We start from the raw sequence: 23093 nt of genomic DNA, 5'->3' as shown, positions 1-23093 counted from the left end.
GCCCCAGATACCCGGCGGAGAGCCTTCAAGCGATGAACGGTGGACTGAACATTTTCAAGCTGGTCGCGGAAGCGAGCCTGCCGGTGCAGCTGGTGATGCTGCTTCTGCTCGTCTTCTCGTTCCTGTCGTGGGTCATCATCATCCGCAAGTACAGCCAGCTGAAGACCGCCCACGACAACGCCGAGACCTTCGAGGACCGTTTCTGGTCCGGCGCCGACCTGGCCGCCCTGTTCCGCGAGGTGGGCAACCGCGAGGGGCAGCACGGCATCGAGAACGTCTTCGAGGCGGGTTTCCGCGAATTCGCTCGCCAGCGCCAGCGCCGCGTGACCGATGCCGACCGCATCATGGAAGGCTCCGAGCGCGCCATGCGCGTGGCCGGCACCCGCGAGATCGGCAAGCTCGAACAGAACCTCGAATTCCTCGCCAACGTCGGTTCGATCAGCCCCTACATCGGCCTGTTCGGTACCGTCTGGGGCATCATGGGTGCCTTCCAGGGTCTGGGTGAGATGAAGGACGTGACCATCTCGGTCGTCGCCCCGCACATCTCCGAGGCCCTGATCGCCACGGCCATGGGCCTGTTCGCCGCCATCCCGGCGGTCTGGGCCTACAACCGCTTCGCCACCAAGGTGGAGCGCGTCGCGTCGCGTTACGAGGTCTTCCAGGAAGAATTCTCCTCGGTGCTGCAGCGCCAGATCCACGCCGACGACGTCGCCTGAGCCCGCCGCCCCATGGCCACGCGTAACGCACATCGCCGTCACAAGCGCAAGCTGAAGTCCGAGATCAACGTCGTGCCGTACATCGACGTCATGCTCGTGCTGCTGATCATCTTCATGGTCACCACACCGATGATGAACCTCGGCGTCGACATCCAGTTGCCGCAGACCAACGCCAAGTCCCTGCAGGACAAGAAAGACCCGATCGTCGTTTCGGTGGACGAGGGTGGGCAGATCTACCTCACCGCGAACGGCACCAAGCGCGAGCCGGTCAGCGCCGATGAGTTCAAGAGCAAGATCACGGCGTTCCACGATGCCAATCCCGAGCTTCAGGTGCTCGTCGCCGGCGATCAGCGCGTGGGCTACGGCAAGGTTTACCAGATCCTCCCGATCCTCCAGGAAGCGGGCGTCTCCAAGATCGGCCTGATGAGCCAGCCGGAGTCGGGCGCGCAGAATGGAAAACCGTAACGGTACGCCGCGCGCGGTCGTCCTCGCCGCGCTCCTGCACATCGGTATCGTGGCCTTCCTGGGTCTCGCGATCATCCCGTGCTCGGACTACGAAAAGTGGGCCGACGCCATCGGCTTGCCCGCCGACTGGAATCCGCTGAAGTGTCCGGCGCCCATCCAGTTGCCGGGTCAGATCATCGAAGCGACCCTGATCGGTCCGACGGGCGCGCCGCCTCCCAAGCACACGCAGAAGCCGGTGCCCAACACCGTGCCGCCACCGCCCGCGCAGCCCACGCCGACGCCGCCGCAGCCGGAGAAGCCCAAGGTCGAGACGTTGCCGCCGCCGCCCAAGACGCCGGCCCTGAAGGATCAGGAGAAGGTGGTCGACGACGCCGTGCAGAAGGCCGAGGACGCGAAGCGTCTGCAGGAAGAGCAACAGCGTCAGCGTCAGGCCGAGCTGGATGCGCAGCAGGAAGAGAAGAAGAAAGAAAAACAGAAGCAGATCGACGAGATCTTCAAGCAGCTCGATGCCGCCAAGTCGCAGACCAAGCAGGCCGACAGCAAGAAGAAGCAAGCCGAGCAGCAGCTGAAGGATCTGGCCAACGCCAAGGACGACGGCCGGGAGAATCTTCCCCCTGCCGACAAGGTTCAGACTGGCCAGAACGGCAAGGACAACAGCAAGCAGGCTCTGTACATCGCCGCCATCCAGAACGCGGTGACGCCGAACTGGTTGCGCCCGGACAATATGCCGGACGCGCCTTGCGCGGTGCATATCACCCAGATTCCGGGTGGGCAGGTGCTCAGCGCGAAGGCCGATGCCAGCTGTCCTTATGACGCGGCGGGCAAGGCCTCGATCGAGAACGCGGTGCTGCGCGCCCAGCCGTTGCCCTATCAGGGCTTCGAGGACGTCTTCCAGCGCAACCTCACCTTCACGTTCAGGCCGCAATGATGTGTCGCGCCCCGATCCGGCTGCGCCGGGCGGGGCGGTTCATAATCGGGTCACGCTGGCCGCTTCCAGCGCGCTAACATGCCGTCGCCGTCCCCCAACCCCAGGTCGCAATGAATCCGCCCATGCGCAGAATGCTTTCCCGCCTCGCCATCCTCCTGGTTGCCCTGACCGCCTTCGTGGCCGGTCCGGCCGCTGCCCAGTCCCTCAATGTGGACATCGTCGGCGGCCTGAAGACGGCCACCCCGATTGCCGTGGTGCCGTTTGCCCAGGCTGGCGGTGCGCCGCTTCCGACCGACGTCGCCGACGTCATTCGCGCGGATTTCAACCGCTCCGGCAAGTTCCGCTCGCTGGACAAGGCCGACATCGTCGAGACGCCGTCTCAGGGCTCGGACATCAAGTTCGCCACCTGGCGTCTGCTCAAGCAGGATTTCCTCACGATCGGCCGCATCAGCGACGCCGGCGGCGGCAACCTGAAGATCGATTACGAGCTGTGGGACGTGAACAAGCAGCAGAGCCTGCTGGCCCAGTCTTTCACCGCGCCGGCGGGTGACCTGCGTGGCGTCGCCCACCAGATCGCCGACCAGATCTATGAAAAGATCACCGGCGTCCGCGGCGCCTTCTGGACTCGCATCGCCTACATCACCGCCGTGGGCGTGGGTAACAACGCGACCTACTCGCTGATCGTGGCCGACTCGGACGGTTTCAATCCGCAGGTCGTCGCCCGTTCGCGTGAGTCGCTGCTCTCGCCGGCCTGGTCGCCGGACGGGAGCAAGATCGCCTACGTCTCCTTCGAGAGTGGCAACTCGGCGGTCTATATCCAGAACATCAATACGGGCTCGCGCAGCCTGATCGCCTCGCACCCGCGCGGCATCAACAGCGCTCCCGCCTGGTCACCCGATGGCAGCAAGCTGGCGGTGAGCCTGTCCTACGTGGGTAACCCCGAGATCTTCGTCATCGACGTGGCCAGCCGCACCGAAACGCGGGTGACCAACAACTTCGCGATCGACACTGAGCCGACCTTCACCCCGGACGGCCAGAGCATCCTCTTCACCTCGGATCGCTCGGGTAAGCCCCAGATCTACCAGATGTCCGCCGCCGGCGGCGCGGCCACCCGCGTGACCTTCCAGGGTGGCTTCAACGCCAGCGCTTCCGTCAGCTATGACGGTAAGCAGATTGCGATGGTGCAGGGCAACGGGAACGTGTATCGTATCGCCATCATGGACCGCAGTCTGGGCGGGCAGGTGCGCTTCGTATCCCCGGGTAATGTGGACGATTCGCCCAGCTTCGCGCCCAACGCCAGCATGCTGCTTTACGCCGCATCGCAGGGTACGCGCGGCGTCCTGTATGCGGTTTCGGCAGATGGTGCCGTGCGTCAGCGCCTCGTCCTCTCGGACGGCGACGTGCGCGAACCGTCGTGGGGACCCTATCGACAGCGCTGATGCGGCGACCCTTCGGGGGCGCGGCTTCGGCAACGTCCAGGGAGGGGCGCGGATATTCCGCGCCTTTTCTGCGGACGACAATTAACCGGTAGCCGCTTCGCGGCGGTTATCGGAACGAAGACGCAGGGTGCGGGACAGCGCCCCGTCGGCGTAGATGTAAGTAGAAAAACAGCCGGACAACCGGCGGTGCCTGTCCCGAAACCGAAAACCGACTGTCGGAACTCAACTGTTTGAAGGAACGTCCCATGAATAAGACTGTTACCGTCACCCTGGCTGCCCTGCTCTGCGTGGGCGCGGCCGCTTGCTCCAAGAAGCAGGTCAAGCCGGTCGCTCCGACCGAATCGCAGCCGGTCACGCAGACCCAGGCTCCGACCAACGACGGCAAGTACCAGCCGTCCGACCTCGACACCGACGCTTGCCTGCGTCAGCGCGTTGTGTACTTCGACTTCGACAAGAACGACGTCAAGCCGGAGTTCCAGCAGATCATCGCTTGCCACGCCAAGTACCTGCAGGATCGTCCGCAGTCGGCCATGACCCTCGAGGGTAACACCGACGAGCGCGGTACCCGCGAGTACAACCTCGGCCTCGGCGAGCGTCGCGGCAATGCCGTCTCCAGCGCTCTCCAGGCGGCTGGTGGTTCGGCTGGTCAGGTCAACGTCACGAGCTACGGCAAAGAGAAGCCGACCTGCCGTGAGCACAACGATGACTGCTGGGCCAAGAACCGTCGCGTTGAGATCGTCTACACCGCGAAGTAAGTAATGAAGAAGACTCTGGCTACCAGCTTTACGGCCAGGCTTGGCATGGCGGGCGCTCTTGCGTCCGCCATGCTTTTTGGTCTGCCCGCCACCGCGCAGGACACGCGCCTCAGTCTCGCCGATCGCGTCGCGCGGCTCGAGCAGCAGTCGCAGGCCCAGGCCGGTTCGACCACACTGGTCAATCAGGTCAACGATCTCCAGCAGCAGGTGGCCCAGCTGCAGGGTCAGATCGAAGAACTGCAGCACCAGAACCAGCAACTACAGGATTCCCAGAAGGCGCAGTACGCGGATGTCGATTCGCGTCTGGGCCGTATCGAAAAGGGTGGCGCCGCGCCTCAGGGCCAGCAGCCCGCCGCACCCGCCGCACCGCAGGCCTCCGCCGCGCCGCCTGCCGCCTCGCAGCAGAGTCCGGCCGCCCAGGCCGCTGCCGCGGCTCCGACGGCAGCAGGCGCCGCTTCCGCTCCCGCCAGCGGCGACCAGCAAGCCGCGTACGACGCGGCGTTCAAGTCGCTTCGTGGCGGCGATTACGTCACCGCATCGCGTGGTTTTCGCGACTTCCTGATCAAGTACCCGGACAGCCCGCTCGCGCCCAACGCCTACTACTGGCTGGGTGAGTCGTACTACGTCACGATGAACTACCCGGTGGCGATCGAGGCGTTCCAGCGGCTGGTCAAGCAGTACCCGCAGAGCGACAAGGTCTCCGACGGCCTGCTCAAGGTCGGCTATTGCCAGATCGAGCTGAAGCAGCAGGACGCCGCCATCGCCACGCTCAAGCAGGTCACGGCGAAGTATCCCGGTTCCAAGGCTGCCGGCCTCGCACAGGAACGCCTGCGTCGTCTGCAGCGCCAGACGGCCAACTGATCCCATGAACGGCAGCACCGCAATCCCGGCGGACGTCTCGCCGGTCGCGCCCGTCGCGGAGCGGCTGCGGATCACTGAGATCTTCCACTCCGTTCAGGGCGAAGCCGATGCGATTGGCTGGCCCACGGTATTCGTGCGCCTGACCGGCTGCCCCTTGCGCTGCGTCTGGTGCGATACCGAGTATTCGTTCCACGGCGGCCAGTGGCACGACATCGATGCCATCGTCGCCGAAGTCGCCAGCTACGGGACCCGCCACGTCTGCGTGACCGGGGGCGAGCCGCTGGCGCAGAAGCGCTGCCAAATCCTCTTGCGCAAGCTCTGCGACGCCGGGCACGACGTGTCGCTTGAGACCTCCGGTGCGCTCGATGTCTCCGCGGTCGATCCGCGCGTCCGTAAAGTCATGGACCTGAAGGCCCCTGACTCGGGCGAGAGCGCACGCAATCTCTGGTCCAACCTCGATCACCTGTTGCCCCACGACCAGGTCAAATTCGTGATCGCCAGCCGCGGCGACTTCGAGTGGTCGCGTGACGCGGTCCGGGAACACCGCCTCGATAGCCGGGCGATGTGCCTGTTCTCGCCGGTGTGGGGCAAGGTGGAGCCGCGCGAGCTGGCCGAGTGGATCATCGCCGAACGCCTGCCGGTGCGTTTCCAGCTGCAGTTGCACAAGCTGCTATGGAACGATGCGGCCGGCCACTGAAACGTCTTTAGAAAGGTACCGCCATGAATACGCCGAACCCCTCCCGCAAAGCCGTGATCCTCGTCTCCGGCGGCATGGACTCCGCGGTGACCATCGCGATGGCCCGCGAGCAGGGATTCGACGTGTATGCGCTCAGCGTCGCCTATGGTCAGCGTCATAGCTCCGAGCTGGAGGCGTCGGAGCGGGTCTCGAAGATGCTCGGCGCGGTTACGCACAAGACGGTCCACGTGGACTTGCGCAGCATCGGCGGGTCGGCGCTGACCGCCGATATCGATGTGCCCGAAGATGGCGGTGAAGGTATCCCGGTCACCTATGTGCCCGCCCGCAACACCATCATGCTGTCGATCGCGCTGGGCTGGGCCGAAGTACTCGGCTCGACCGACATTTTCTGCGGCGTCAACGCCGTCGACTATTCCGGTTATCCGGACTGCCGCCCGGCGTTCATCGAGTCGTTCGAGGCACTGGCGAACGTCGCGACCAAGGCTGGCGTCGAAGGGGCGGGCATCCGCATCCATGCGCCGCTGATGCAGATGGGCAAGGGTGACATCGTCCGCGAAGGCATGCGTCTGGGTGTGGATTTCTCGGCCACGGTCAGCTGCTATCAGGCCGACGCCGAGGGCAGGGCGTGTGGTCACTGCGATGCATGCCGGCTTCGTGCCGAAGGCTTCGCCAAGGCTGGCGTGCCGGATCCTACGCACTACGCCTGAGTGCGGGGTTTTCGCCGCGAATGGTGGGTCGTGCCGGATTCGAACCGGCGACCTACGGATTAAAAGTCCGCTGCTCTACCAACTGAGCTAACGACCCATACGCGCGAAGCCGCCTAGTTTAGTCGGCGGGCAGGGCAGCGCACAACCCGCCTCGTGGGCTGATTCAGGTCGTGGCGACGATCGCTTCCACGTCGCGGCCCGCGTCACGCCATGCGCCCAGGCCGCCGGTCAGTGGCCGGACGTTGCGGAAGCCGAGCTTGCTGAGCCGTTCGGCCACCTTCGCGGCGGAGACCTCGTTGGGGCACGAGCAGTAAATGACGACCGCACTGTGTCGCGGCAGGGTGGCGATATCCGCGTCCGCGGTCGCGAAATCGAACAGGCGGGAGCCCGGGATCACGAACGGGTCGTCGCGTCGGCTGATGGCCGAGCGCACGTCGACGATCAGGGCGCCGGGTTCGCTGGCCAGCAGCAGCGACAGTTCGTCGACCGAAATCCGGGACTTGCGCAGCTGTTGCAGCAACAGGGAGCGTCGCGCGTAGCGAAAGCCGATCCACAAGACGATACCGATCGCGGCAACGGCCGCCATGCCCAGTCCGAACTCGCGGAGGAGTGCCAGAACGGCGTCGATCTGCCGGTAGAAAAGCATGCCTGCCGAGAGGCCGACGGCGATCCACAGGGAGGCGCCGAGCAGGTCGTAGAGCGTGAAGCGCACGAACCGGGTATCGCCCGCACCCGCGATAGGAATCGCCACGAGCGACAGCCCCGGGATGAACCGGGCGACCAGCAGCAGCTTGACGCCCCGCTTTTCGAAGAATCCGCTAGCGCGCCGCACGCAGGTGTCGGGCGAGAGAGAAATGCGGCAGAGGCCATCGAGCACGCGGTAGCCGAACCGGCGTCCGGTCAGAAACCACGCCGCGTCACCCAGGAAGGCACCGGCCAGCGCGGCGGCGAACGTCGCCATGATGAGCAGCGGATCGCGCGAGGCCACGAGGGTGCTGCCGACGACGATGAGCGTCGGCATCGCTGGTACGGGCAGCCCGATGGCGCCCGCGAATACGCCGAGAAAAGCGACCGTTGGCGCTGTGTCCGACCAGTTGATGCTCGCCACGCCCGCCACCCTCGAAAAAGGTCCTGATGCTCACGCAACGATACGCCGGTCGGGCGTCCGCGGACAGGTAGCGTGTCTCAGGACGCGGCGTGACGGATCAGGGCGGACACGACACCGCGAGGTGCGGGTCCGATGGCTGCGCGGTCCAGCTGCACCCAGAACAAGGTGCCGCGTCCCGGCCTGGATCGCACGCCGATGTGGCCGCCGAGGCTATCGGCGATGCGGCGCGCCACGGCGAGGGCGAGTCCATAGCCAGGCTGGCCGGGGAGGCGCGTGAACTCCTCGAACAGGCGCGCCTGTTCCGCCGGCTCGACGCCCATGCCGTTATCCCGTACCTCCAGACGAATGGCGTCACCACGACGTCGTATCGCCACCAGTACGCGACCATGCGGTGTGCTGAGTACCGCGCACGACACCAGGCGGTTGAGCAGCTCGACCAGCAGGGCGCCGTCGGCATGGAAAGGCAGCCGTCCGCCACGCCAGCGCACGTCGACGCCAAGTCGCATGGCGTCCGCTTCGACATGGGAGCGGACCCGGACGAAGAGGTCGGCTGCCAGCACCACCGTCGGCGTCGGCTCGACGGCGCCGGCGTCGAAGCGCGCCATCTCTAGCAGCCCGTCGAGCAGTTCGGTGAGGCGCGTCAGGCTGGTGCGCATCTGGCCGAGCACCGCACGCTGGCGCAGGTCCTCCCCCGGTTGCATGCCCGCGACAAACAGGGAAAGTGCCTGTAGCGGCTGCCGGAAGTGGTCACCGACCTGCTCAACGAAACGGGTGTGCCGGGCTATGTCCTGCAACCGCTGGCGAAGCGCGTCCGCCATGGCGGCATCGTGCCGCGCGCGAAGTTCGACAAGCTCGTCCAGCAAGGCATCAATGGCCCGCAAGGGGGCGTCCGGTGTGCCGGCGTGGGTGCCGCGCGGATGAAGCGCGTGTTCCAGGCGTGCGCGCAGCCGCTCGATCGGCTGCGCGACATCGCGTTCCACAGCGCGTTGCGTCAGGAAGAACACGCCGCAGACACCTGCGCCGAGCAGGAGACACATCAGGGTCGCGGCGGTGCGCCTTTCGCGTAGTGCGGACGCATCGGACACCGTTTCCAGCTCCCCTGCGGCGGTGCTGAGGCGAACGTGGAGCCCATGACGATCCGGCGCATCGCGCCCGCTGGTGACGATCAGGTCGGGTGCATCATCGCGATAAAGGGTCGCGCGCTGCGTCGGCGCGCTGCGCGACAGCGCTCGGGTAAGCGCGTCGCGAAGGGCGTCGTCGCCCGTGACGCCGTTGACGGCGCCGGCGACCCTGACCGCCTGGATACGCGCTACGGCGTGCGCCTCCGATCCCAGCGCGCGAAGTTGCATCACCGCGAGGGTGGCCGTCATGGCCAGGGCGACGACCGTCATCGGCAGCAGCCCTTTGAGGACGAGCTGGCGGCGCAACGACACGATCCTTCCTGGCAGGTGCAGCGACGCGTTCATGGGTTGCCTTGTGGCACCGGACTCCATGACGAATCTATGAAACGCGTGTTCGTGACGCGATAGACAAGGGGGCTTAGTCCTTGCGGCTTAGGTCTTACGGTCTATCACTTGCCGCGCAGCCGGGCGACGAGCGCGTGGTGATCGGATTCGATCTTATGAAAACGCGTCTCGCGCGCGCCCTCGCTTACCCACTGCGCGCTGGTGGCCCGGCGTTTCTCCAGCGCGTATTCGATGTCGGCGAAAGGTACGAGGTCAGCGTTGCTCGCCGGTGCGAAGCCGCTGATGTCGTGGATCAGCTTCAGGTTGGCTTCCTCACGGGTGCCGTCTTTCCCCTTTCCGTAACCCGTAATGAAACTCGCCACACGGTCGCGCAGCGATGCCGGCAGATCGTTGCGAATGACGATCACGGCATGCGGTATCAGCGAGGATTTCCAGATGACGCGCAGCCGGGCGTACTGATCGGGAAAATGTTGCTGGAAACGTTCGAGATCGGCCGTGTTGTTGGTCGCGACGTCGGCTTCGCCGTTGGCCACGGCCAGCGCGTTGTTCTGATGGTTGTCGATATGCACGCTGGCGAAGAACGTGTCGGAATCGACGCCCTGGGCGGCGAAGAGCTGGGTTTCCGGGACGAGGTAACCCGACGTCGACAGCGCCTCACCGCGCGCGAACCGCCACTTGCCCGGTCGTGAGAACAGCTGCTCCAGATTGCCGATGCGCGAATCGGATGCCACGATCAGTTCGGCGTAATAGCCCTTCGATCCGTCACCGCGGGTGAGCCGGCCGATCACCTGCATGTTCTGCTGGGTCACCGCGTCCAGGGCCAGCCGCCCCGACAGGAAGGCGATGTCCACGCGCTGCTCGCTGATGGCCTGGGCGATGCCTTCGTAGGTCGTTACGGAGACGGCGCGGATAGGCCGTGCCAGAGCTTTATGAAGATCGTCGAGCAGAGGCCGCCAGGCTTCCAGCGACTCGACGGGGCCGCCGATGGGCAGGATGCCGAAGGTCAGCGGCGCATCGGGGTCGATGTCGTTCCTGTCGCGGGGTGACGCTGGTGAAGGGGCGATCCACAGGGCGCACAGAAACCACGCGGTCAACCACCCGCGCGCCCAACGTCCTGCCGCGTTCCTCACGCCTGCCTGCATCGCGCCCGCCCCGCGTCACACCCTGGACCCGAGCTTACGCCGGATCCCGGTCGAGAATGTGCCGGCCGTCAGTCGCCCAGATGCTGGGCGGCCACGAGGGCCTCCAGCCGGTTGCGCACGTGCAATGCACGGAAGATAGCGGCCAGATGGATTTTTACCGTGCCCTCACTGATGCCCAGTTCGCGTGCGATCAGCTTGTTCGGCCGTCCCTTCGCGAGCAGCTTGAGGACGTCGATCTGGCGGTCCGTGAGGACCGCAGCCAGGCGCTCCTTGGTGGTCAGCCCGTCGCTACCGTTGCCCTGAAACGCAAAGGCGGGCACAGGCGTCGAAGCAGCCGCTTTCATCGCCTCGGGCGGTATGTAGATGCCGCCTCCCACGACGAGTCGGACCGCGCTGAGGATCACGTCGGGCGGTGAAGATTTGAGGATGTAACCCTGTACGCCCAGATCCAGCACATGTCGGATCGCGGCGGAATCTTCCGTGCCGGACAGCACGATCACGGCGCGCTTCTGCGCGGTGTGGGCGCCGATCAGGTCCGCGGCATGCCGTCGTTCGTCTTCCGTGAGGTCGCTGCTCGCCCTGTCGCCGGCGGTGACCCGGTCCTCCGCATCGGCAAGCGTGTCGAGCGCCTCCTTGATGTGCTCGACGCCATTGGCGCCGGGCATGGCCATATCGATCAAGGCGAGGTCGGGCAGCGGTTCGCGAGCGAGTTGCGCCCGGAGCTGCGCCACGCTTTCGGCCTCGACGAATTCGACGTGGTCACCCAGCTCGCGAAGCTTCAGCTTCACCCCTTCAATGATCAGACGATGATCATCCGCGATCAAGACACGCATGCCACTCCTCCGCCCGCACTGCCACAGGCATCCCCGTTCCCCGGACCATAGCCCTCCTGCCGGTCGTCGGCAAGCAGGCCATCCGGCTCAGACGGGTGCATGATGGACAGCCCACGCGGAAACCATTACTTCGTGGAGGCGTTCGGGCGAAACCGGTTTGAACAGTACCTGCGTGGTGCTCGCATCGACGTTGCGCAGAAAGTCGCCGCGTGTCTCGCCAGTGATCAGCACGCGCGCGAAGGGAGGCGCGTCGCCGGGGCGTCGTCGGTAATAACGGTCGAGCAGGGCGATGACGTCCAGCCCGGTACCCTCGCGCAGCCGCAGATCCGAGATGACGATGTCCGGCGGCTGTATCCACTGGTGCACCGCTTCCATGGCCTGCTGAGCGTCCTCCGCCGTCATGACCTCGCAGCCCCAGCTGCCGAGCAGATAGCTGATGCCGGCGAGGATGCTGGGCTCGTCGTCGATCACGAGGACCCGCATGCCGGCGACGTCACGCGTGGCGGCGGGCGCCTGCGAGGGCGTCTGGCGCGGCTCCAGGGTACCGGCCTGGGTCTCGGGCAAGGTGATCGAGAACACGCTGCCCTTGCCTGGCCGGGAACGCACGGACGCTTCACTGCCAAGCAGGCCGGCCAGGCGCTGCACGGTCGAGAGGCCCAGTCCGAGGCCTCGTCGCGTTCCTTCCGGCCGGCCGGTTTCGGGGCCGCTTTCCACACGATAGAACTCGTCGAAGATGTGCCGCAGATGTTCGTCGCCGATGCCGAGTCCCGTATCCCAGACGTCGATCCTCACCCGGCCGTCCAGCCGCTTGCGGGCGCCGACCAGCACTCCGCCACAGCGGGTATAGCGCAAGGCGTTACTGACGAGGTTGTTGAGGATGCGCGCCAGCATCGTGCGGTCGCATCGCACCCACAGGCCCGTCGTGCGGACGACCAGTCGCAGATCGTGCTGCTCGGCGACCATGCGGAAATTCACGCTGACCTCTTCGAACACGTCATCGAGCGCGACGTCGCGGATCACCGCCGGCATGGCGCCGGTCTCGAGGCGGGACAGGTCCAGCAGTTCGCTGAACAGATGATCCAGCGCATCCACGCACTCCTGGATGTGCGCGATACGGTTGAGTCTCAGCGGATCGTATTCATCCACCGCAAGGCCCGAGGAGAACAGGGTGAGGGCATACAGGGGCTGGCGAAGGTCGTGGGAGGCGGCGGCCAGAAACCGGGCCTTGGCCACACTGGCAGCTTCCAGTGCCGCATTTTTCCGGGCCAGCTCTTCGGTGGCGGCGGCGATTTCCCGTTCCATACCGATCTGGGCATGCAATAGCTTCGACGCGGCGCCATTGAAGCCGCGCTGGAGATCGCCGATTTCGGTGTCGTCGGTGACCGGCACGACGACGGTACGGTCGCCCAGGCCGAGCTGTCGCACGGCGATCGCCAGATTGCGCAGCGGCGCGCTCAGCCAGCGCGCGGTCGACCAGCCGATCATGACGGCGATGAACAGGCTGAGCGCCAGCCAGAGCAACGCGTTGTGCATGCTGGCGCGCTGCGCGGCGATGGCGTCCTCGACGCTGACGTCTACCGTTACCGACCCGACCACCCGGTGGGTCAGGGGATCGAGCACCTCGCGCGCCACGGTCAGGCTGTCGTCATCGCCGATCGTGCCGTTGACGCGGTCGGCGAGGATTTCGCCGTCACGGTCGCTGATCCTTACGCGCGATACCTGAGGGAGCTGAACGATGGACTGAGCGATACGGGCGATTTCGCGGCGCTCACCGGTGCGCAGGGCATCTCCGGATACCGTTGCGGACTGCTGTGCGATGGCGTCCGCCGTCGAGCGGCCCATCTCGTGCAGAGTATCCATCTGATGCCGGGTCAGCAGCGTCACCAGCAGCAGGGCGCTGATCGCCGTGGGCACGAGCGCGACGCACGTCAGGCGCTGCACGAGCGACGTGCGACGCCACACCTTTTCCAGCCATGACGAAGTCGACACGTCGCGCATGAACTCCCCCGGCGGGCCTCTCCCAGACGCCGCGAGGCTACAGCCTAGCGCAGTTCCGCCGGCTCAGTCGCGGCGAAGGCGTGTCCGGACGGAGCGAGCCGCCAGCGGCAGCAGGCTGACGACCAGAAAGGCGCACAGCGGCAGCAGGATGCGGGGGTCGATCAGACTGAAAGGCGCATCCCCGCCCAGCGTGGAGGCCAGGCCGGCACCGATCGCGCTCTCGATCACGAGCGACACGGTGCCGCCCAGCCAGGTGGCGGCGATGAACAGCCACAGGGGGCAGCGGAGCCAGGCCAGCACGACGGTCATGGCGCCCAGTGGCACGACGGGAACGAAGCGCAGGGCGAACGTGTAACTGACCGGTCGCCGCGCATAGCCCTCGCGAACGCGCCGTGCCAGATCGGGCGGCTGGCGCCCTCCGTGACCGAAGGCATGCCGGCTGGCGGCATAGAGAAGCAGGGAGCCGGCCACCAGGGCCAGCGAAGACAGGGCACTGCCCTCGGCGATGCCGAAGAGCAGTCCGCCGGCCAGAACGATGACGATCGTACCGGGCACGCCGGTCGCGATGGCCAGCGTCAGCAGCACGGCATACGACACACGGGAGAGCACGGGATGGACGGCGATGCTCGCGCGCAGCGTGCCTTCCTCCGCCAGCAGGTGACTGGGGTGAAGGCGGTCCAGTGCGCCACTGGCGAGCGCGATGACGCCGGCCAGCACCATCAGGGCGAGAGGCAGGGCGGCGCGCCAGCGTTTCACCGGGTGAGCATCCGGATCAGTAGGCGACGCCGGATTCGCCATAACGGCGCAGGACGTCGCGAGCGTCGTCGCGGCGGATGTCCCGGCGCACGGCGATGCCGCGACGCTCGAGTTCACCGATCCAGTCGGCGGGCAGGGGACCTTCGTCGAACGGCGTGAGTTCCTCGACGTCCGCCGATCGGGCACCGATCAGCAACTCGTCGACGCCCGCCCACACGGTGGCGCCGTAGCACTGGCAGCAGGGCTGCGAACTGGTGGCGAGCACGAAGCGTGAGCCGTCCTCGTTGAGGCGGAAACGCTGCATGCGCTGCTGGGCCGTCATGTACGCCATCATTTCCGCGTGCGCGACGGAGCAGCTATGCGGCACGACCCGGTTGACGCCGACGGAGACGATCCGGTCGTTGGCATCGAACACCGCGGCACCGAACGGGCCGCCCGTGGCGAGATCGACGTTACGCGACGACAGCTCGATGGCGAGGCCGACCTTGGCCTCGTCACCGGCGTACGTCACCGACGTGTCGACCGCTTCGTGGACCCAGGCGGGCAGCGTGAGATGGACCTGTGCGTACAGCATCAGGCCTGCTTCGCCCACGAATCGCGCAGGGTGACGATCCGGTTGAATACCGGCGCGTCGTGCGTGTGGTCGTGCATATCGGCCACGAAGAAACCCAGCCGTTCGAACTGCACGCGGTCCTCCCGCGCGGCAGCGGCGGCCGCGGGTTCGACGTAGGCATGCACGATCCGACGCGAGTTCGGGTTGATGTGGTCCTTGTACGTCTTGCCGTCGCTGTCGTCGTCCGGATCGGTGACATCGAACAGGCGGTCGTACAGGCGCACGACGGCCGGGACGGCATCGCGCGCGCTCACCCAGTGGATCGTGCCCTTGACCTTGCGATCCGCACCCGGCATGCCGGTGCGCGACTCGAGATCGAGCGTGCAGCGCAGTTCGGTGATGGTGCCGTCCGCGTCCTTGATCATTTCGTCGCAACGGACGATACCGACGCCACGCAGGCGCACTTCGCCGTCGGGCTTCAGACGATGGAATCCCTTGGGCGGGACTTCAGCGAAATCCTCGCGCTCGATCCACAGCTCGCGCGAAAACGGCACGCTGCGGCTGCCGAACGATTCGTCCTTCGGATGATTCGGGAAGGTGAGCGATTCCGCATGCGCGGCATCGAGGTTGGTGATGACGAGCTTGACCGGATCGATCACGGCCAGGCGACGCGCCGCGGTCACGTCGAGGTCTTCACGCACGGCGCCTTCAAGCACGCTCATGTCGATCGTGCTGTTCTGCTTGCTCACGCCGATGCGTTCCCAGAACAGGCGGATACCGGCAGGCGTAAAGCCGCGGCGACGCACGCCCGCGATGGTCGGCAGGCGTGGATCGTCCCAGCCGTCCACCAGATTCTCGGTCACCAGCGTGATCAGCTTGCGCTTGCTCATCACCGTGTAATTCAGATTGCCACGGGAGAACTCGATCTGGCGCGGCTTGCTCGGGCTCGTCGGCAGACCGGCGTCGACCAGCGGCTGCCAGAGCGCCGCATCGTTGGCCAGATCGACGTGGTCGACGCACCAGTCGTACAGCGGACGATGGTCTTCGAATTCCAGCGTGCACAGCGAATGCGTGATGCCTTCGAGCGCGTCCGACAACGAATGCGCGAAGTCGTACATCGGGTAGATCGGCCACGCGTCACCGGTATTCTGGTGGTGCACCTTGCGCACGCGGTAGAGCGCCGGGTCGCGCAGGTTGATGTTGCCCGAGGCCATGTCGATCTTCGCGCGCAGCGTCTTGCTGCCGTCGGCGAATTCACCGGCGCGCATGCGCTGGAACAGATCGAGGTTTTCCTCGATGGAGCGGTCGCGGAACGGCGAGTTGCGCCCGGGCTCGGTGAGGGTGCCGCGGTATTCGCGCACTTCGTCCGCGGAAAGGTCATCGACGTAGGCGACTCCCTTGCGAATCAGCTTCAGCGCCGAACGGTAGAACACCTCGAAGTAGTCCGAGGCGTGACGCAGTTCGGCCCACTCGAAACCGAGCCACCTGACGTCGCGCTGGATGGCCTCGACGTACTCGACGTCCTCCTTGGAGGGGTTGGTGTCGTCGAAGCGCAGGTTGCAGACGCCCGTGTAGTCGGTGGCGAGGCCGAAGTTCAGGCAGATCGACTTCGCGTGACCCAGGTGCAGATAGCCATTGGGCTCCGGCGGGAAGCGCGTGCGGATAGCCGCGTGCTTGCCGGATGCCAGGTCGTCGCGGACGATCTGGCGGATGAAGTTCTGCTGCAGGACGGGCGTTTCGGTCGACATCGCTTAGGCTCGGAAAGAAGGGCGCGGCAAACGTCCGAGTTTACCTTTGTTGGGCCCGCGACGCTTGCCGTCGAGGCACGGCGCGGGGTAGCTTGGGCCCATGCGCATCGCTTACCACGCCGAGACCCTGATCGACGCCCACCTCGTGAAGGACGCGCTCGAGCACGCGGGTATACCGGCGTTCATCGCGGGCGAGTTCCTCACCGGGGCGGTGGGTCAGCTCCCGGCGCGCGATTTCGTCGCCGTCATGGTGCCCGACGCGGCGACCGAGGCCGCCGGGAGCATCGTTCGCGCGATCGACAGGCAGCTCGTGGAAGCTCGCGCCAGCGTGGCCGCCGACGACGATCTCGACGACAGCGTTATCCTGCCGGCCTGAGCCGCCGCCCCCCTTCTTCAGGAAAGCTCCATGTCGTTCATTTCCCACCTCGTCCGGGACGTCCCGGATTTTCCGCGTCCCGGCATCATGTTCAAGGACATCACGCCGCTGCTGGCCGACGCCACCGCCTTCGCCGCGTGCATCGACGCGCTCTGTGAACCCTGGCGTGGCCAGGGCATCGGCGCTGTCTGCGGCATCGAATCGCGCGGCTTCATTTTCGGCGCCGCCATGGCCCGCGCACTGGATGCCGGCTTCGTCCCCATCCGCAAGGCCGGCAAGCTGCCGCCGCCGGTGGTGGGTCTCGACTACGGCCTCGAATACGGACTGGATCGCCTGGAAATCGGTACGCAGGCCTTATCGCCGGGCGAGAAGGTCATCGTGGTGGACGACGTGCTGGCGACGGGTGGCACCCTGGAGGCCGCGCGTCGGCTGGTCGAGCGGCTTGGCGCCGAAGTGCGGGGCGCCAGCGTCGTCATCGAACTGGCAGGCCTGAACGGTCGGGCCAGATGGGTAAGCGACGCCCCTTTGCATGCCCTGATCGGGTCCTGACGGCCGCGATCAGCGGCTCGCCGGCTTCTCTTCGCGCAGGTCTTCGACGAGCACGATTTCGCAACCACCCGCGCCGGTGTCCTCGCGGGTCAGTGAGGTATTCCAGTGCCACCCGTCGTCGCGATCGATGTCGACGAGGAAGCCTTCGAAGTGGACCACCTCGCCGGGGCGTACATCGCGCAACTCCCGGGCGGCATTGTCGTTAGCCGGGATCATGTGCATGTTGGCGCTGGAATCCTCGATCTCGCGGCGCGGGATCGGGAAGTGGTCGGTGTACCAGAAGTAGAACCGGTTGGACTGCGAGATGCGGATCTTGTCCAGTACGGCATTGTCCGACATGCGCCCCCAGCCCAGGGCGAGGTCCGTAGGCGCGATGGGCGCGAGATCGTCCAGCTGGTAATCCTCGCGCGACAGGACGCGCCCGCTCATCGAGAATTTCGCGCGCGGCGTGAGCGTGAAGCGTCCGCGCTTGAGCAGGGTGCCCGAGCCCAGCGCTTCCTGATCGGGTATGTCGCCCGCGACGATGCCAGGGGCGTCATGCACGGGACGATGCCGCCACCAGGCATAGCCGCCCCAGCCACAGATGATCAGCAGAAGGACGAGCCAGACACGCATGCGACGAAACCGTCAGAGAGATGGAGAGGCAACGGCCGGGTGGCCGTCCGGTTGACGCGCCCCCGTCCCTCGCGGATGAAAGAGGTCGGCGGGCAGGTCGCGGACGATCCCCGCCAGCGCTTCGAAGAACGGCGTCATGGCCGAACTCTTGCGCCACAGCATGGCGATCCGGCGGCTCGGCGCGGGCGCCTCGAAGGCGATCAGGTCGACGTTCGGCGACTGGGCGACCGGCGCCTGCACGGCAAGCGCCGGGAGCAACGTGATGCCGACGTTGGCGGACACCATCTGGCGAAGCGTTTCCAGACTGGTCGCGCGGAAGCCGGTTTTCTCGCCCGCGCCCGCGAGGTGGCATACCTCCAGCGCCTGATCGCGCAGGCAATGCCCGTCCTCCAGCAGCAGCAGGTTCTGATCGGAGAGATCGTCCATGCGCAGGGCGCCGCGCCCGGCCAGCGCATGCCCGCTGGGCACGGCAAGCACGAAGGGTTCCTCGAAGAGGAACTCGACGTGCAGGGAGTCGTCGTGAACGGGCAGGGCGAGGATCCCGGCGTCGAGGGTGCCCTCGCGCAGCATGTGCAGCACCTGCTCGGTCTTTTCCTCACGCAGGAGAAGTTCGAGTCGCGGGAAACGCGCCCGTAGCTGCGGAATCACGTGCGGAAGCAGATAAGGGCCGAGAGTCGGGAAGATGCCCAGGCGGATCGTGCCCGACTCCGGGTCGCGGGTTCGCTGGGCGATGGACTTGATCTCATCGATCTGCGACAGCACGCCGCGCGCGCGGCGGGCGATTTCACCGCCGGTCTCCGTAAGCAGCACTTTTCGGGGGGTGCGCTCGACCAGCGCCACGCCCAGCTCGTCTTCCAGCTTGCGGATCTGGGTGGACAGCGTGGGCTGGCTGACGAAGCTAGCCTCCGCCGCCCGGCCAAAATGGCGGTACTCGGCGAGGGCGACGAGATATTGAAGGTCTCGCAGGTTCATGGCGACGGGCTCTGGACGTTCGCAATAGTCACAGCCTATCACATTGATGCCTACAATCGATTTGAGATATCTGTCCGGCCCCGCTAACCTTAGCTTTCAGTCGCGTCACCAAGCGCGCAATGAGTTCAACACCCCTCAACGGAGAGTCGTAACATGCTGACCATTGGCGATAAGTTCCCCGAGTTCAACCTGCTGGCTGTCGACGGCGGCCCGCTTGCCAACAAGATCGAAGACGCGTTCACGACCATCTCGGACAAGTCGTACGAGGGCAAGTGGAAGCTCGTGTTCTTCTACCCGAAGGACTTCACCTTCGTCTGCCCGACCGAAATCAAGGGTTTCAGCGACCTCAACGAGAAGTTCGCCGACCGTGACTGCCAGATCCTGGCCGTGTCGACCGACTCCGAGTTCGTCCACCGCGCCTGGCGCATGGACCACGCCGATCTTAAGGACCTGACGTTCCCGATGCTGGCGGACATCAAGAAGGACCTGACCTCGGCCCTCGGCATCCTGACCTCGGACGGCGTCGCCCAGCGCGCCACGTTCCTCGTCGATCCGAACAACGAGATCCAGTTCGCCTACGTCACCGCCGGCTCGGTCGGTCGTAACCCGGACGAAGTGCTGCGCGTCCTCGACGCCCTGCAGACCGACGAACTGTGCGCCTGCAACTGGAAGTCCGGCGACGAGACCCTCAAGGTCGCCTGAAGTACCAAGCGTTGAAAGTCCCGCGCCGCTTCCCTCCCTCCCCCGCGCGGCGCGGGCACCCTGTGTAGGAGCGGACCTTGTGCGATGCGTGCTCGCGATGACCTCGGGTCGCGCGCAGGGCGCGCTCCTACACGCTCTTTTCGTTACTTCCCGAATTCTTTGCGGCGTGCCTTCGGCGCGCCCCGCGTGAACCGGTGCCCGCGCTCCGAGCCATTCCGCGACCTATCCGCACGTCTTTCATTACGATCAGGAGCACACCGATGAGCATTGCCGATCTTCGCAGCCAGCTTCCCGAGTACGCCAAGGACCTCAAGCTCAATCTCGACTCCGTGTTGAGCGAAGCGGGCGCCCCGGGCCTCAGTCTCGCCCAGATCTCCATGGTCGCCCTCGGCGCCGCGTTCTCGACGCGCTACAAGCCGCTGACCGAAGCCGTCGCGTCGTTCGCCGCCGAGCACGCGTCGGCCGAGCAGCTGACCGCCGCCAAGGGTTCGGCCGCGATCATGGGCATGAACAACATCTATTACCGCTTCCAGCATCTGGTCAGCCACCCGGAATACGCGACCATCCCGGCGAAGCTGCGCATGAACGTCATCGGTGCGTACAAGGGCGATGCGAAGAACGACTTCGAGCTCGTCTCGCTGGCGGTGTCGGCCGTCAACGGCTGCGGCATGTGCATCGATTCGCACGACAAGGTGCTGCGCGACGGTGGCGTTTCCGTTCAGGCGATTCAGAGCGCGGTGCGTATCGCGTCGGTGATTCACGCCGTGGGCGTGGTGCTCGAGCAGGCGGAAGCCGCCGGCTGATCCGAGGCGGACGACTGTGACCCCGAAAGGCCGCTTAACGCGGCCTTTTCTTTTCGCCACGAGGGCCCGGCGCCGGTTTCTGACGCGCCGCAGCGAGCGGGGGGTGCCTTCTGGCACTGTGTCGAAGGTCACCCCTGTTCCCAGGATGGGGGATTACCCACAGGGGAGTCCCACCCACCATGCGTCGTCTCGTCCGTCCTCTCGTTCTCACCGCGCTCGCCGCCTGCTGTGGCGCCGCGCTCGCCGCCGGCACGGACGCCGCGCCGCCCACCGGCCATCTTCCCACCTGGGCCCAGCCTGAAAGCTACAAGCTCTCCTTCAAGGTCGACCCCAGGCAGGAAGACTATGCCGGTTCGTCGACCATCAGGATCAAGCTGACGCAGCCGTCGGACTTCGTCTGGCTGCACGGCAAAGAGCTGAAGGTCTCCAGGGTCACCGTCACCGACGCCGCCGGCAAGAAGCACACGGGCAAATACACCGTGGCCGCGGAGAAGGAAGGTGTCGCCCGTGTGGATCTCGGTGCGAAGCTCGAAGGCGAGATCACCCTCGCCATCGAATTCACCGCGCCGCTCAACAAGCAGCTGCAGGGCCTGTACAAGGTCTCGCACGAAGGTGTGCCGTACGCGATGACGCAGATGGAGCCGGTCTCCGCGCGCTACGCGTTCCCCGGTTTCGACGAGCCCTCGTTCAAGGTGCCGTTCGACATCAGCCTGACCATCCCCTCCGACGAACAGGGCGTCGCCAATACCGCCCAGATCAAGGAAGAAAAAGCCGGCGCCGGCTGGAAGACGCTGACCTTCTCCACCACCAAGCCGCTGCCGACGTACCTCGTCGCGTTCGCCGTCGGTCCGTGGGATGTGGTCAAGGGCCCGGACATCTCGCCGACCCAGTACCGCACCACCGCCACCCCGCTGCGCGGCATCGCCGCCAAGGGCGAGGGCCACCGCATGGAGCACGTGCTGGGCGAGACCAGCTCGATCATCCACACGCTCGAGGATTACTACGGTTTCGGCTACCCGTACGACAAGCTCGACCTGCTGGCCGCACCGGACTTCAGTGCGGGCGCGATGGAGAACGCCGGGCTGGTCACGTTCCGCGACTGGCTGCTGCTGATCGATCCGGATTCCGCCGCTCAGTACGTACGCGGTTCGTTCAACGTCAACGCGCACGAGCTGGCCCATCAGTGGACCGGCGACACCGTGACCATGGCCTGGTGGGACGACCTCTGGCTCAACGAGGCCTTCGCCACGTGGATGCAGCAGAAGGTCACGACCAAGGTGCACCCGGAATACCGCGCCGACCTCGATCGCGTGCGTGGTGCCGAGGGCGCGATGAACAACGACAGCCTGGTCAGCGCGCGAAAGATCCGTCAGCCGATCACCGGCAATGGCGACATCGAGACCGCGTTCGACGGTATCACCTACCAGAAGGGTGCGGCCGTACTCGGCATGTTCGAAGGTTATGTCACCGACCCGGTCTTCCAGAAGGGCATGCGTGCCTATATCCAGAAGCACAAGTTCGCCAACGCCACGGCCGACGATCTGATCGATGCCATCGCCGAGGCGGCCGGTCAGGGCGATGCGTTCAAGAAGGCCTTCCGTAGCTTCCTCGACCAGTCCGGCGTGCCGTATGTCACGACGGAAGTGAAGGTCGAAGGCGGCAAGACCGTGTTGCATCTGGCGCAGAGCCGTTACCTGCCGCTCGGCAGCACCGGCGACGCGAGCCGCGTCTGGGGCGTGCCGATGTGCGTCCGTTACGGCACCACGGGTGGTGCGAACAAGGTCAAGTGCGAACTGCTCGACCAGGCCACCGGCACGATGGTGCTCGATGGCGCGACGAAGAACACGTGGGTGCTGCCCAATGCCGACGGTCGCGGCTATTACCGCTTTGCCCAGAGCAAGGCCGATCTCGCCGCGCTGACCAAGGTAGTCGGTACGCTGAGCGACGCCGAGCAGCTGGCCTATGCGGATGCCGTCCGTGCGGCGTTCCAGCACGGCGATCTCGATGCCGGCGACGTCCTTGCCGCCATGAAGCCGCTGACCGCGTCGAAGACTCGCGAGGTGTTCACCGCACCGCTGATGACGTTCAGCTGGATATTCAACAACGAAGCGTCGACGGACGCGCAGCGTGCGCATCTGCGCAAGTGGGCGATCGACGCCTACCTGCCGAAGGTGCAGAGCCTCGGCTTCCGCAAGAAGCCCGGCGAGCCCGACAACGACACGCTCACCCGTTCCGCGTTGGTCGGCTTCCTGGGCGACGACGACATCGCCGAGAAGTCGGTGCGTGCCGAACTGCTCAAGCAGGGCGATGCGGCTCTGAAGAGCAAGGACGGTCATCTCGATCTCGAAGCGGCTGACCCCGACCTGCTGGCCGATGCCCTCGGCGTGGCGGTGCAGGAGCGTGGCGCTCCCGCGATCGACGCGCTGATCGCCGAGATCCCGAAGACGTCGGACCCGGCCAAGCGCAATGCGATGCTGTCCGCGCTCGCGTCGACCAAGGATCCCGTGCTGGCCAACAAGGCACGTGACTTCTCGCTCGGCAAGGACGTCAAGGTCGGTGAGATGGCGTCCATCCTTCGTGGCGGTCGCGCCACGGAAGCGACCCGTAACGATCTGTGGAAGTGGTTCACCGCGAACTACGACAAGATCGTCGCCCGCACGGGCAGCTTCGCCGGCGGCAGGCTGCCGGAGATGGCAGCCGGTGGCAGCTGCTCGAAGGAGGAAGCCGACCGTCTGGACGTGTTCTTCAAGCCGCGTCTGGGTCAGGTCAGCGGCGCGGAGCGTGGTCTGGCGCAGACCAGCGAGCAGACGCTGCTCTGCGCGGCGTTGAAGGCCAAGCAGGACCCGAAGACGATCACGCGCTGATCGATCTTTGTGGGTGATGTACGAAAGCCGGGCGAGCGAT

The 23093-nt window shown here is 65.9% G+C and carries 23 protein-coding genes and 1 tRNA gene; 13 read left to right on the top strand and 11 right to left on the bottom strand.

What is annotated here, in order from left to right; all coding sequences use genetic code 11:
• Positions 1–32 precede the first annotated feature (32 nt).
• The 8 genes from tolQ (at position 33) to queC (ending at position 6568) form a co-directional block, all read left to right on the top strand.
• Positions 33–716, top strand: coding sequence for a protein TolQ (gene tolQ, locus FA85_RS06425; RefSeq protein WP_036110643.1), 684 nt, complete (start codon positions 33–35; stop codon positions 714–716).
• Between the two features lie 12 nt (positions 717–728).
• Positions 729–1181 (top strand): protein TolR, encoded by a 453-nt coding sequence (tolR, locus tag FA85_RS06420; RefSeq protein ID WP_036110646.1) that lies wholly within the window; start codon positions 729–731, stop codon positions 1179–1181.
• Complete coding sequence (locus FA85_RS06415) at positions 1168–2109, top strand: cell envelope integrity TolA family protein (RefSeq protein WP_036110649.1); 942 nt, start codon at positions 1168–1170, stop codon at positions 2107–2109. Before tolR ends, FA85_RS06415 begins: the two co-directional genes overlap by 14 nt.
• 122 nt (positions 2110–2231) lie before the next feature.
• Complete coding sequence (gene tolB / locus FA85_RS06410) at positions 2232–3548, top strand: Tol-Pal system beta propeller repeat protein TolB (RefSeq protein ID WP_036110652.1); 1317 nt, start codon at positions 2232–2234, stop codon at positions 3546–3548.
• Positions 3549–3793: 245 nt separating this feature from the next.
• On the top strand, positions 3794–4303 hold the full coding sequence (pal, locus tag FA85_RS06405) for a peptidoglycan-associated lipoprotein Pal (protein ID WP_036110655.1): 510 nt from the start codon (positions 3794–3796) through the stop codon (positions 4301–4303).
• Positions 4304–4306: 3 nt separating this feature from the next.
• Positions 4307–5164, top strand: a complete 858-nt coding sequence (gene ybgF / locus FA85_RS06400) for a tol-pal system protein YbgF (RefSeq protein ID WP_197056492.1) — start codon at positions 4307–4309, stop codon at positions 5162–5164.
• A 4-nt stretch (positions 5165–5168) separates the two neighbouring features.
• The gene (gene queE, locus FA85_RS06395; RefSeq protein ID WP_036110660.1) at positions 5169–5861 is read left to right on the top strand and encodes a 7-carboxy-7-deazaguanine synthase QueE; all 693 of its coding nucleotides are present in this window, start codon (positions 5169–5171) and stop codon (positions 5859–5861) included.
• A gap of 23 nt (positions 5862–5884) precedes the next feature.
• Positions 5885–6568: a 7-cyano-7-deazaguanine synthase QueC gene (queC, locus tag FA85_RS06390; protein WP_036110663.1), complete on the top strand. Its 684-nt coding sequence runs from the start codon at positions 5885–5887 to the stop codon at positions 6566–6568.
• A gap of 21 nt (positions 6569–6589) precedes the next feature.
• Here the strand turns inward: queC and FA85_RS06385 are convergent.
• The 9 genes from FA85_RS06385 to FA85_RS06345 form a co-directional block, all read right to left on the bottom strand.
• Positions 6590–6665, bottom strand: a tRNA-Lys gene (locus FA85_RS06385).
• A gap of 66 nt (positions 6666–6731) precedes the next feature.
• On the bottom strand, positions 6732–7676 hold the full coding sequence (locus FA85_RS06380; RefSeq protein ID WP_197056491.1) for a DedA family protein/thiosulfate sulfurtransferase GlpE: 945 nt from the start codon (positions 7674–7676) through the stop codon (positions 6732–6734).
• A 77-nt stretch (positions 7677–7753) separates the two neighbouring features.
• Complete coding sequence (locus FA85_RS20790) at positions 7754–9142, bottom strand: sensor histidine kinase (RefSeq protein ID WP_051943330.1); 1389 nt, start codon at positions 9140–9142, stop codon at positions 7754–7756.
• Positions 9143–9246: 104 nt separating this feature from the next.
• Positions 9247–10236, bottom strand: coding sequence for a phosphate/phosphite/phosphonate ABC transporter substrate-binding protein (phnD, locus tag FA85_RS06370; protein WP_051943332.1), 990 nt, complete (start codon positions 10234–10236; stop codon positions 9247–9249).
• A gap of 116 nt (positions 10237–10352) precedes the next feature.
• The gene (locus FA85_RS06365) at positions 10353–11117 is read right to left on the bottom strand and encodes a LuxR C-terminal-related transcriptional regulator (protein ID WP_036110667.1); all 765 of its coding nucleotides are present in this window, start codon (positions 11115–11117) and stop codon (positions 10353–10355) included.
• Positions 11118–11204: 87 nt separating this feature from the next.
• Positions 11205–13115: an ATP-binding response regulator gene (locus FA85_RS06360; RefSeq protein WP_036110672.1), complete on the bottom strand. Its 1911-nt coding sequence runs from the start codon at positions 13113–13115 to the stop codon at positions 11205–11207.
• A gap of 63 nt (positions 13116–13178) precedes the next feature.
• The gene (locus FA85_RS06355) at positions 13179–13871 is read right to left on the bottom strand and encodes a TVP38/TMEM64 family protein (RefSeq protein WP_036110675.1); all 693 of its coding nucleotides are present in this window, start codon (positions 13869–13871) and stop codon (positions 13179–13181) included.
• A 16-nt stretch (positions 13872–13887) separates the two neighbouring features.
• The gene (locus tag FA85_RS06350) at positions 13888–14445 is read right to left on the bottom strand and encodes a nucleoside deaminase (protein ID WP_036117141.1); all 558 of its coding nucleotides are present in this window, start codon (positions 14443–14445) and stop codon (positions 13888–13890) included.
• Positions 14445–16172 carry a glutamine--tRNA ligase/YqeY domain fusion protein gene (locus tag FA85_RS06345; RefSeq protein ID WP_036110679.1) on the bottom strand — a complete coding sequence of 576 codons (1728 nt, stop codon included), beginning with the start codon at positions 16170–16172 and terminating at the stop codon, positions 14445–14447. The genes FA85_RS06350 and FA85_RS06345 overlap by 1 nt, the downstream gene beginning before the upstream one ends.
• 100 nt (positions 16173–16272) lie before the next feature.
• Between FA85_RS06345 and FA85_RS06340 the strand changes: the two genes are divergently transcribed.
• Positions 16273–16548, top strand: coding sequence for a putative signal transducing protein (locus tag FA85_RS06340; RefSeq protein WP_036110680.1), 276 nt, complete (start codon positions 16273–16275; stop codon positions 16546–16548).
• Between the two features lie 30 nt (positions 16549–16578).
• On the top strand, positions 16579–17097 hold the full coding sequence (locus FA85_RS06335) for an adenine phosphoribosyltransferase (RefSeq protein WP_036110682.1): 519 nt from the start codon (positions 16579–16581) through the stop codon (positions 17095–17097).
• Positions 17098–17106: 9 nt separating this feature from the next.
• Here the strand turns inward: FA85_RS06335 and FA85_RS06330 are convergent, their stop codons facing one another.
• Together FA85_RS06330 and oxyR are read right to left on the bottom strand one after the other, a co-directional pair.
• Entirely contained in the window at positions 17107–17712 is a 606-nt protein-coding gene (locus FA85_RS06330; RefSeq protein ID WP_036110684.1) for a hypothetical protein, read from the bottom strand.
• Between the two features lie 12 nt (positions 17713–17724).
• Positions 17725–18684 carry a DNA-binding transcriptional regulator OxyR gene (oxyR, locus tag FA85_RS06325; RefSeq protein WP_036110687.1) on the bottom strand — a complete coding sequence of 320 codons (960 nt, stop codon included), beginning with the start codon at positions 18682–18684 and terminating at the stop codon, positions 17725–17727.
• Between the two features lie 153 nt (positions 18685–18837).
• Here oxyR and FA85_RS06320 point away from each other — a divergent pair, with 153 nt between their 5' ends.
• The 3 genes from FA85_RS06320 (at position 18838) to FA85_RS06310 (ending at position 23053) form a co-directional block, all read left to right on the top strand.
• Complete coding sequence (locus FA85_RS06320; protein ID WP_036110690.1) at positions 18838–19386, top strand: peroxiredoxin; 549 nt, start codon at positions 18838–18840, stop codon at positions 19384–19386.
• A gap of 260 nt (positions 19387–19646) precedes the next feature.
• Positions 19647–20189 (top strand): carboxymuconolactone decarboxylase family protein, encoded by a 543-nt coding sequence (locus FA85_RS06315; protein WP_036110693.1) that lies wholly within the window; start codon positions 19647–19649, stop codon positions 20187–20189.
• A gap of 179 nt (positions 20190–20368) precedes the next feature.
• A complete protein-coding gene (locus FA85_RS06310) occupies positions 20369–23053 on the top strand; it encodes a M1 family metallopeptidase (protein ID WP_036110696.1) in 2685 nt (894 codons plus the stop codon).
• Positions 23054–23093 lie beyond the last annotated feature (40 nt).

The organism is Luteibacter mycovicinus (genome assembly GCF_000745235.1).
In the GTDB taxonomy this organism is placed as follows: Bacteria; Pseudomonadota; Gammaproteobacteria; order Xanthomonadales; family Rhodanobacteraceae; genus Luteibacter; species Luteibacter mycovicinus.
Note: the sequence above shows the minus strand (reverse complement) of the source record. Positions and strands in the feature narration are given on the sequence as shown.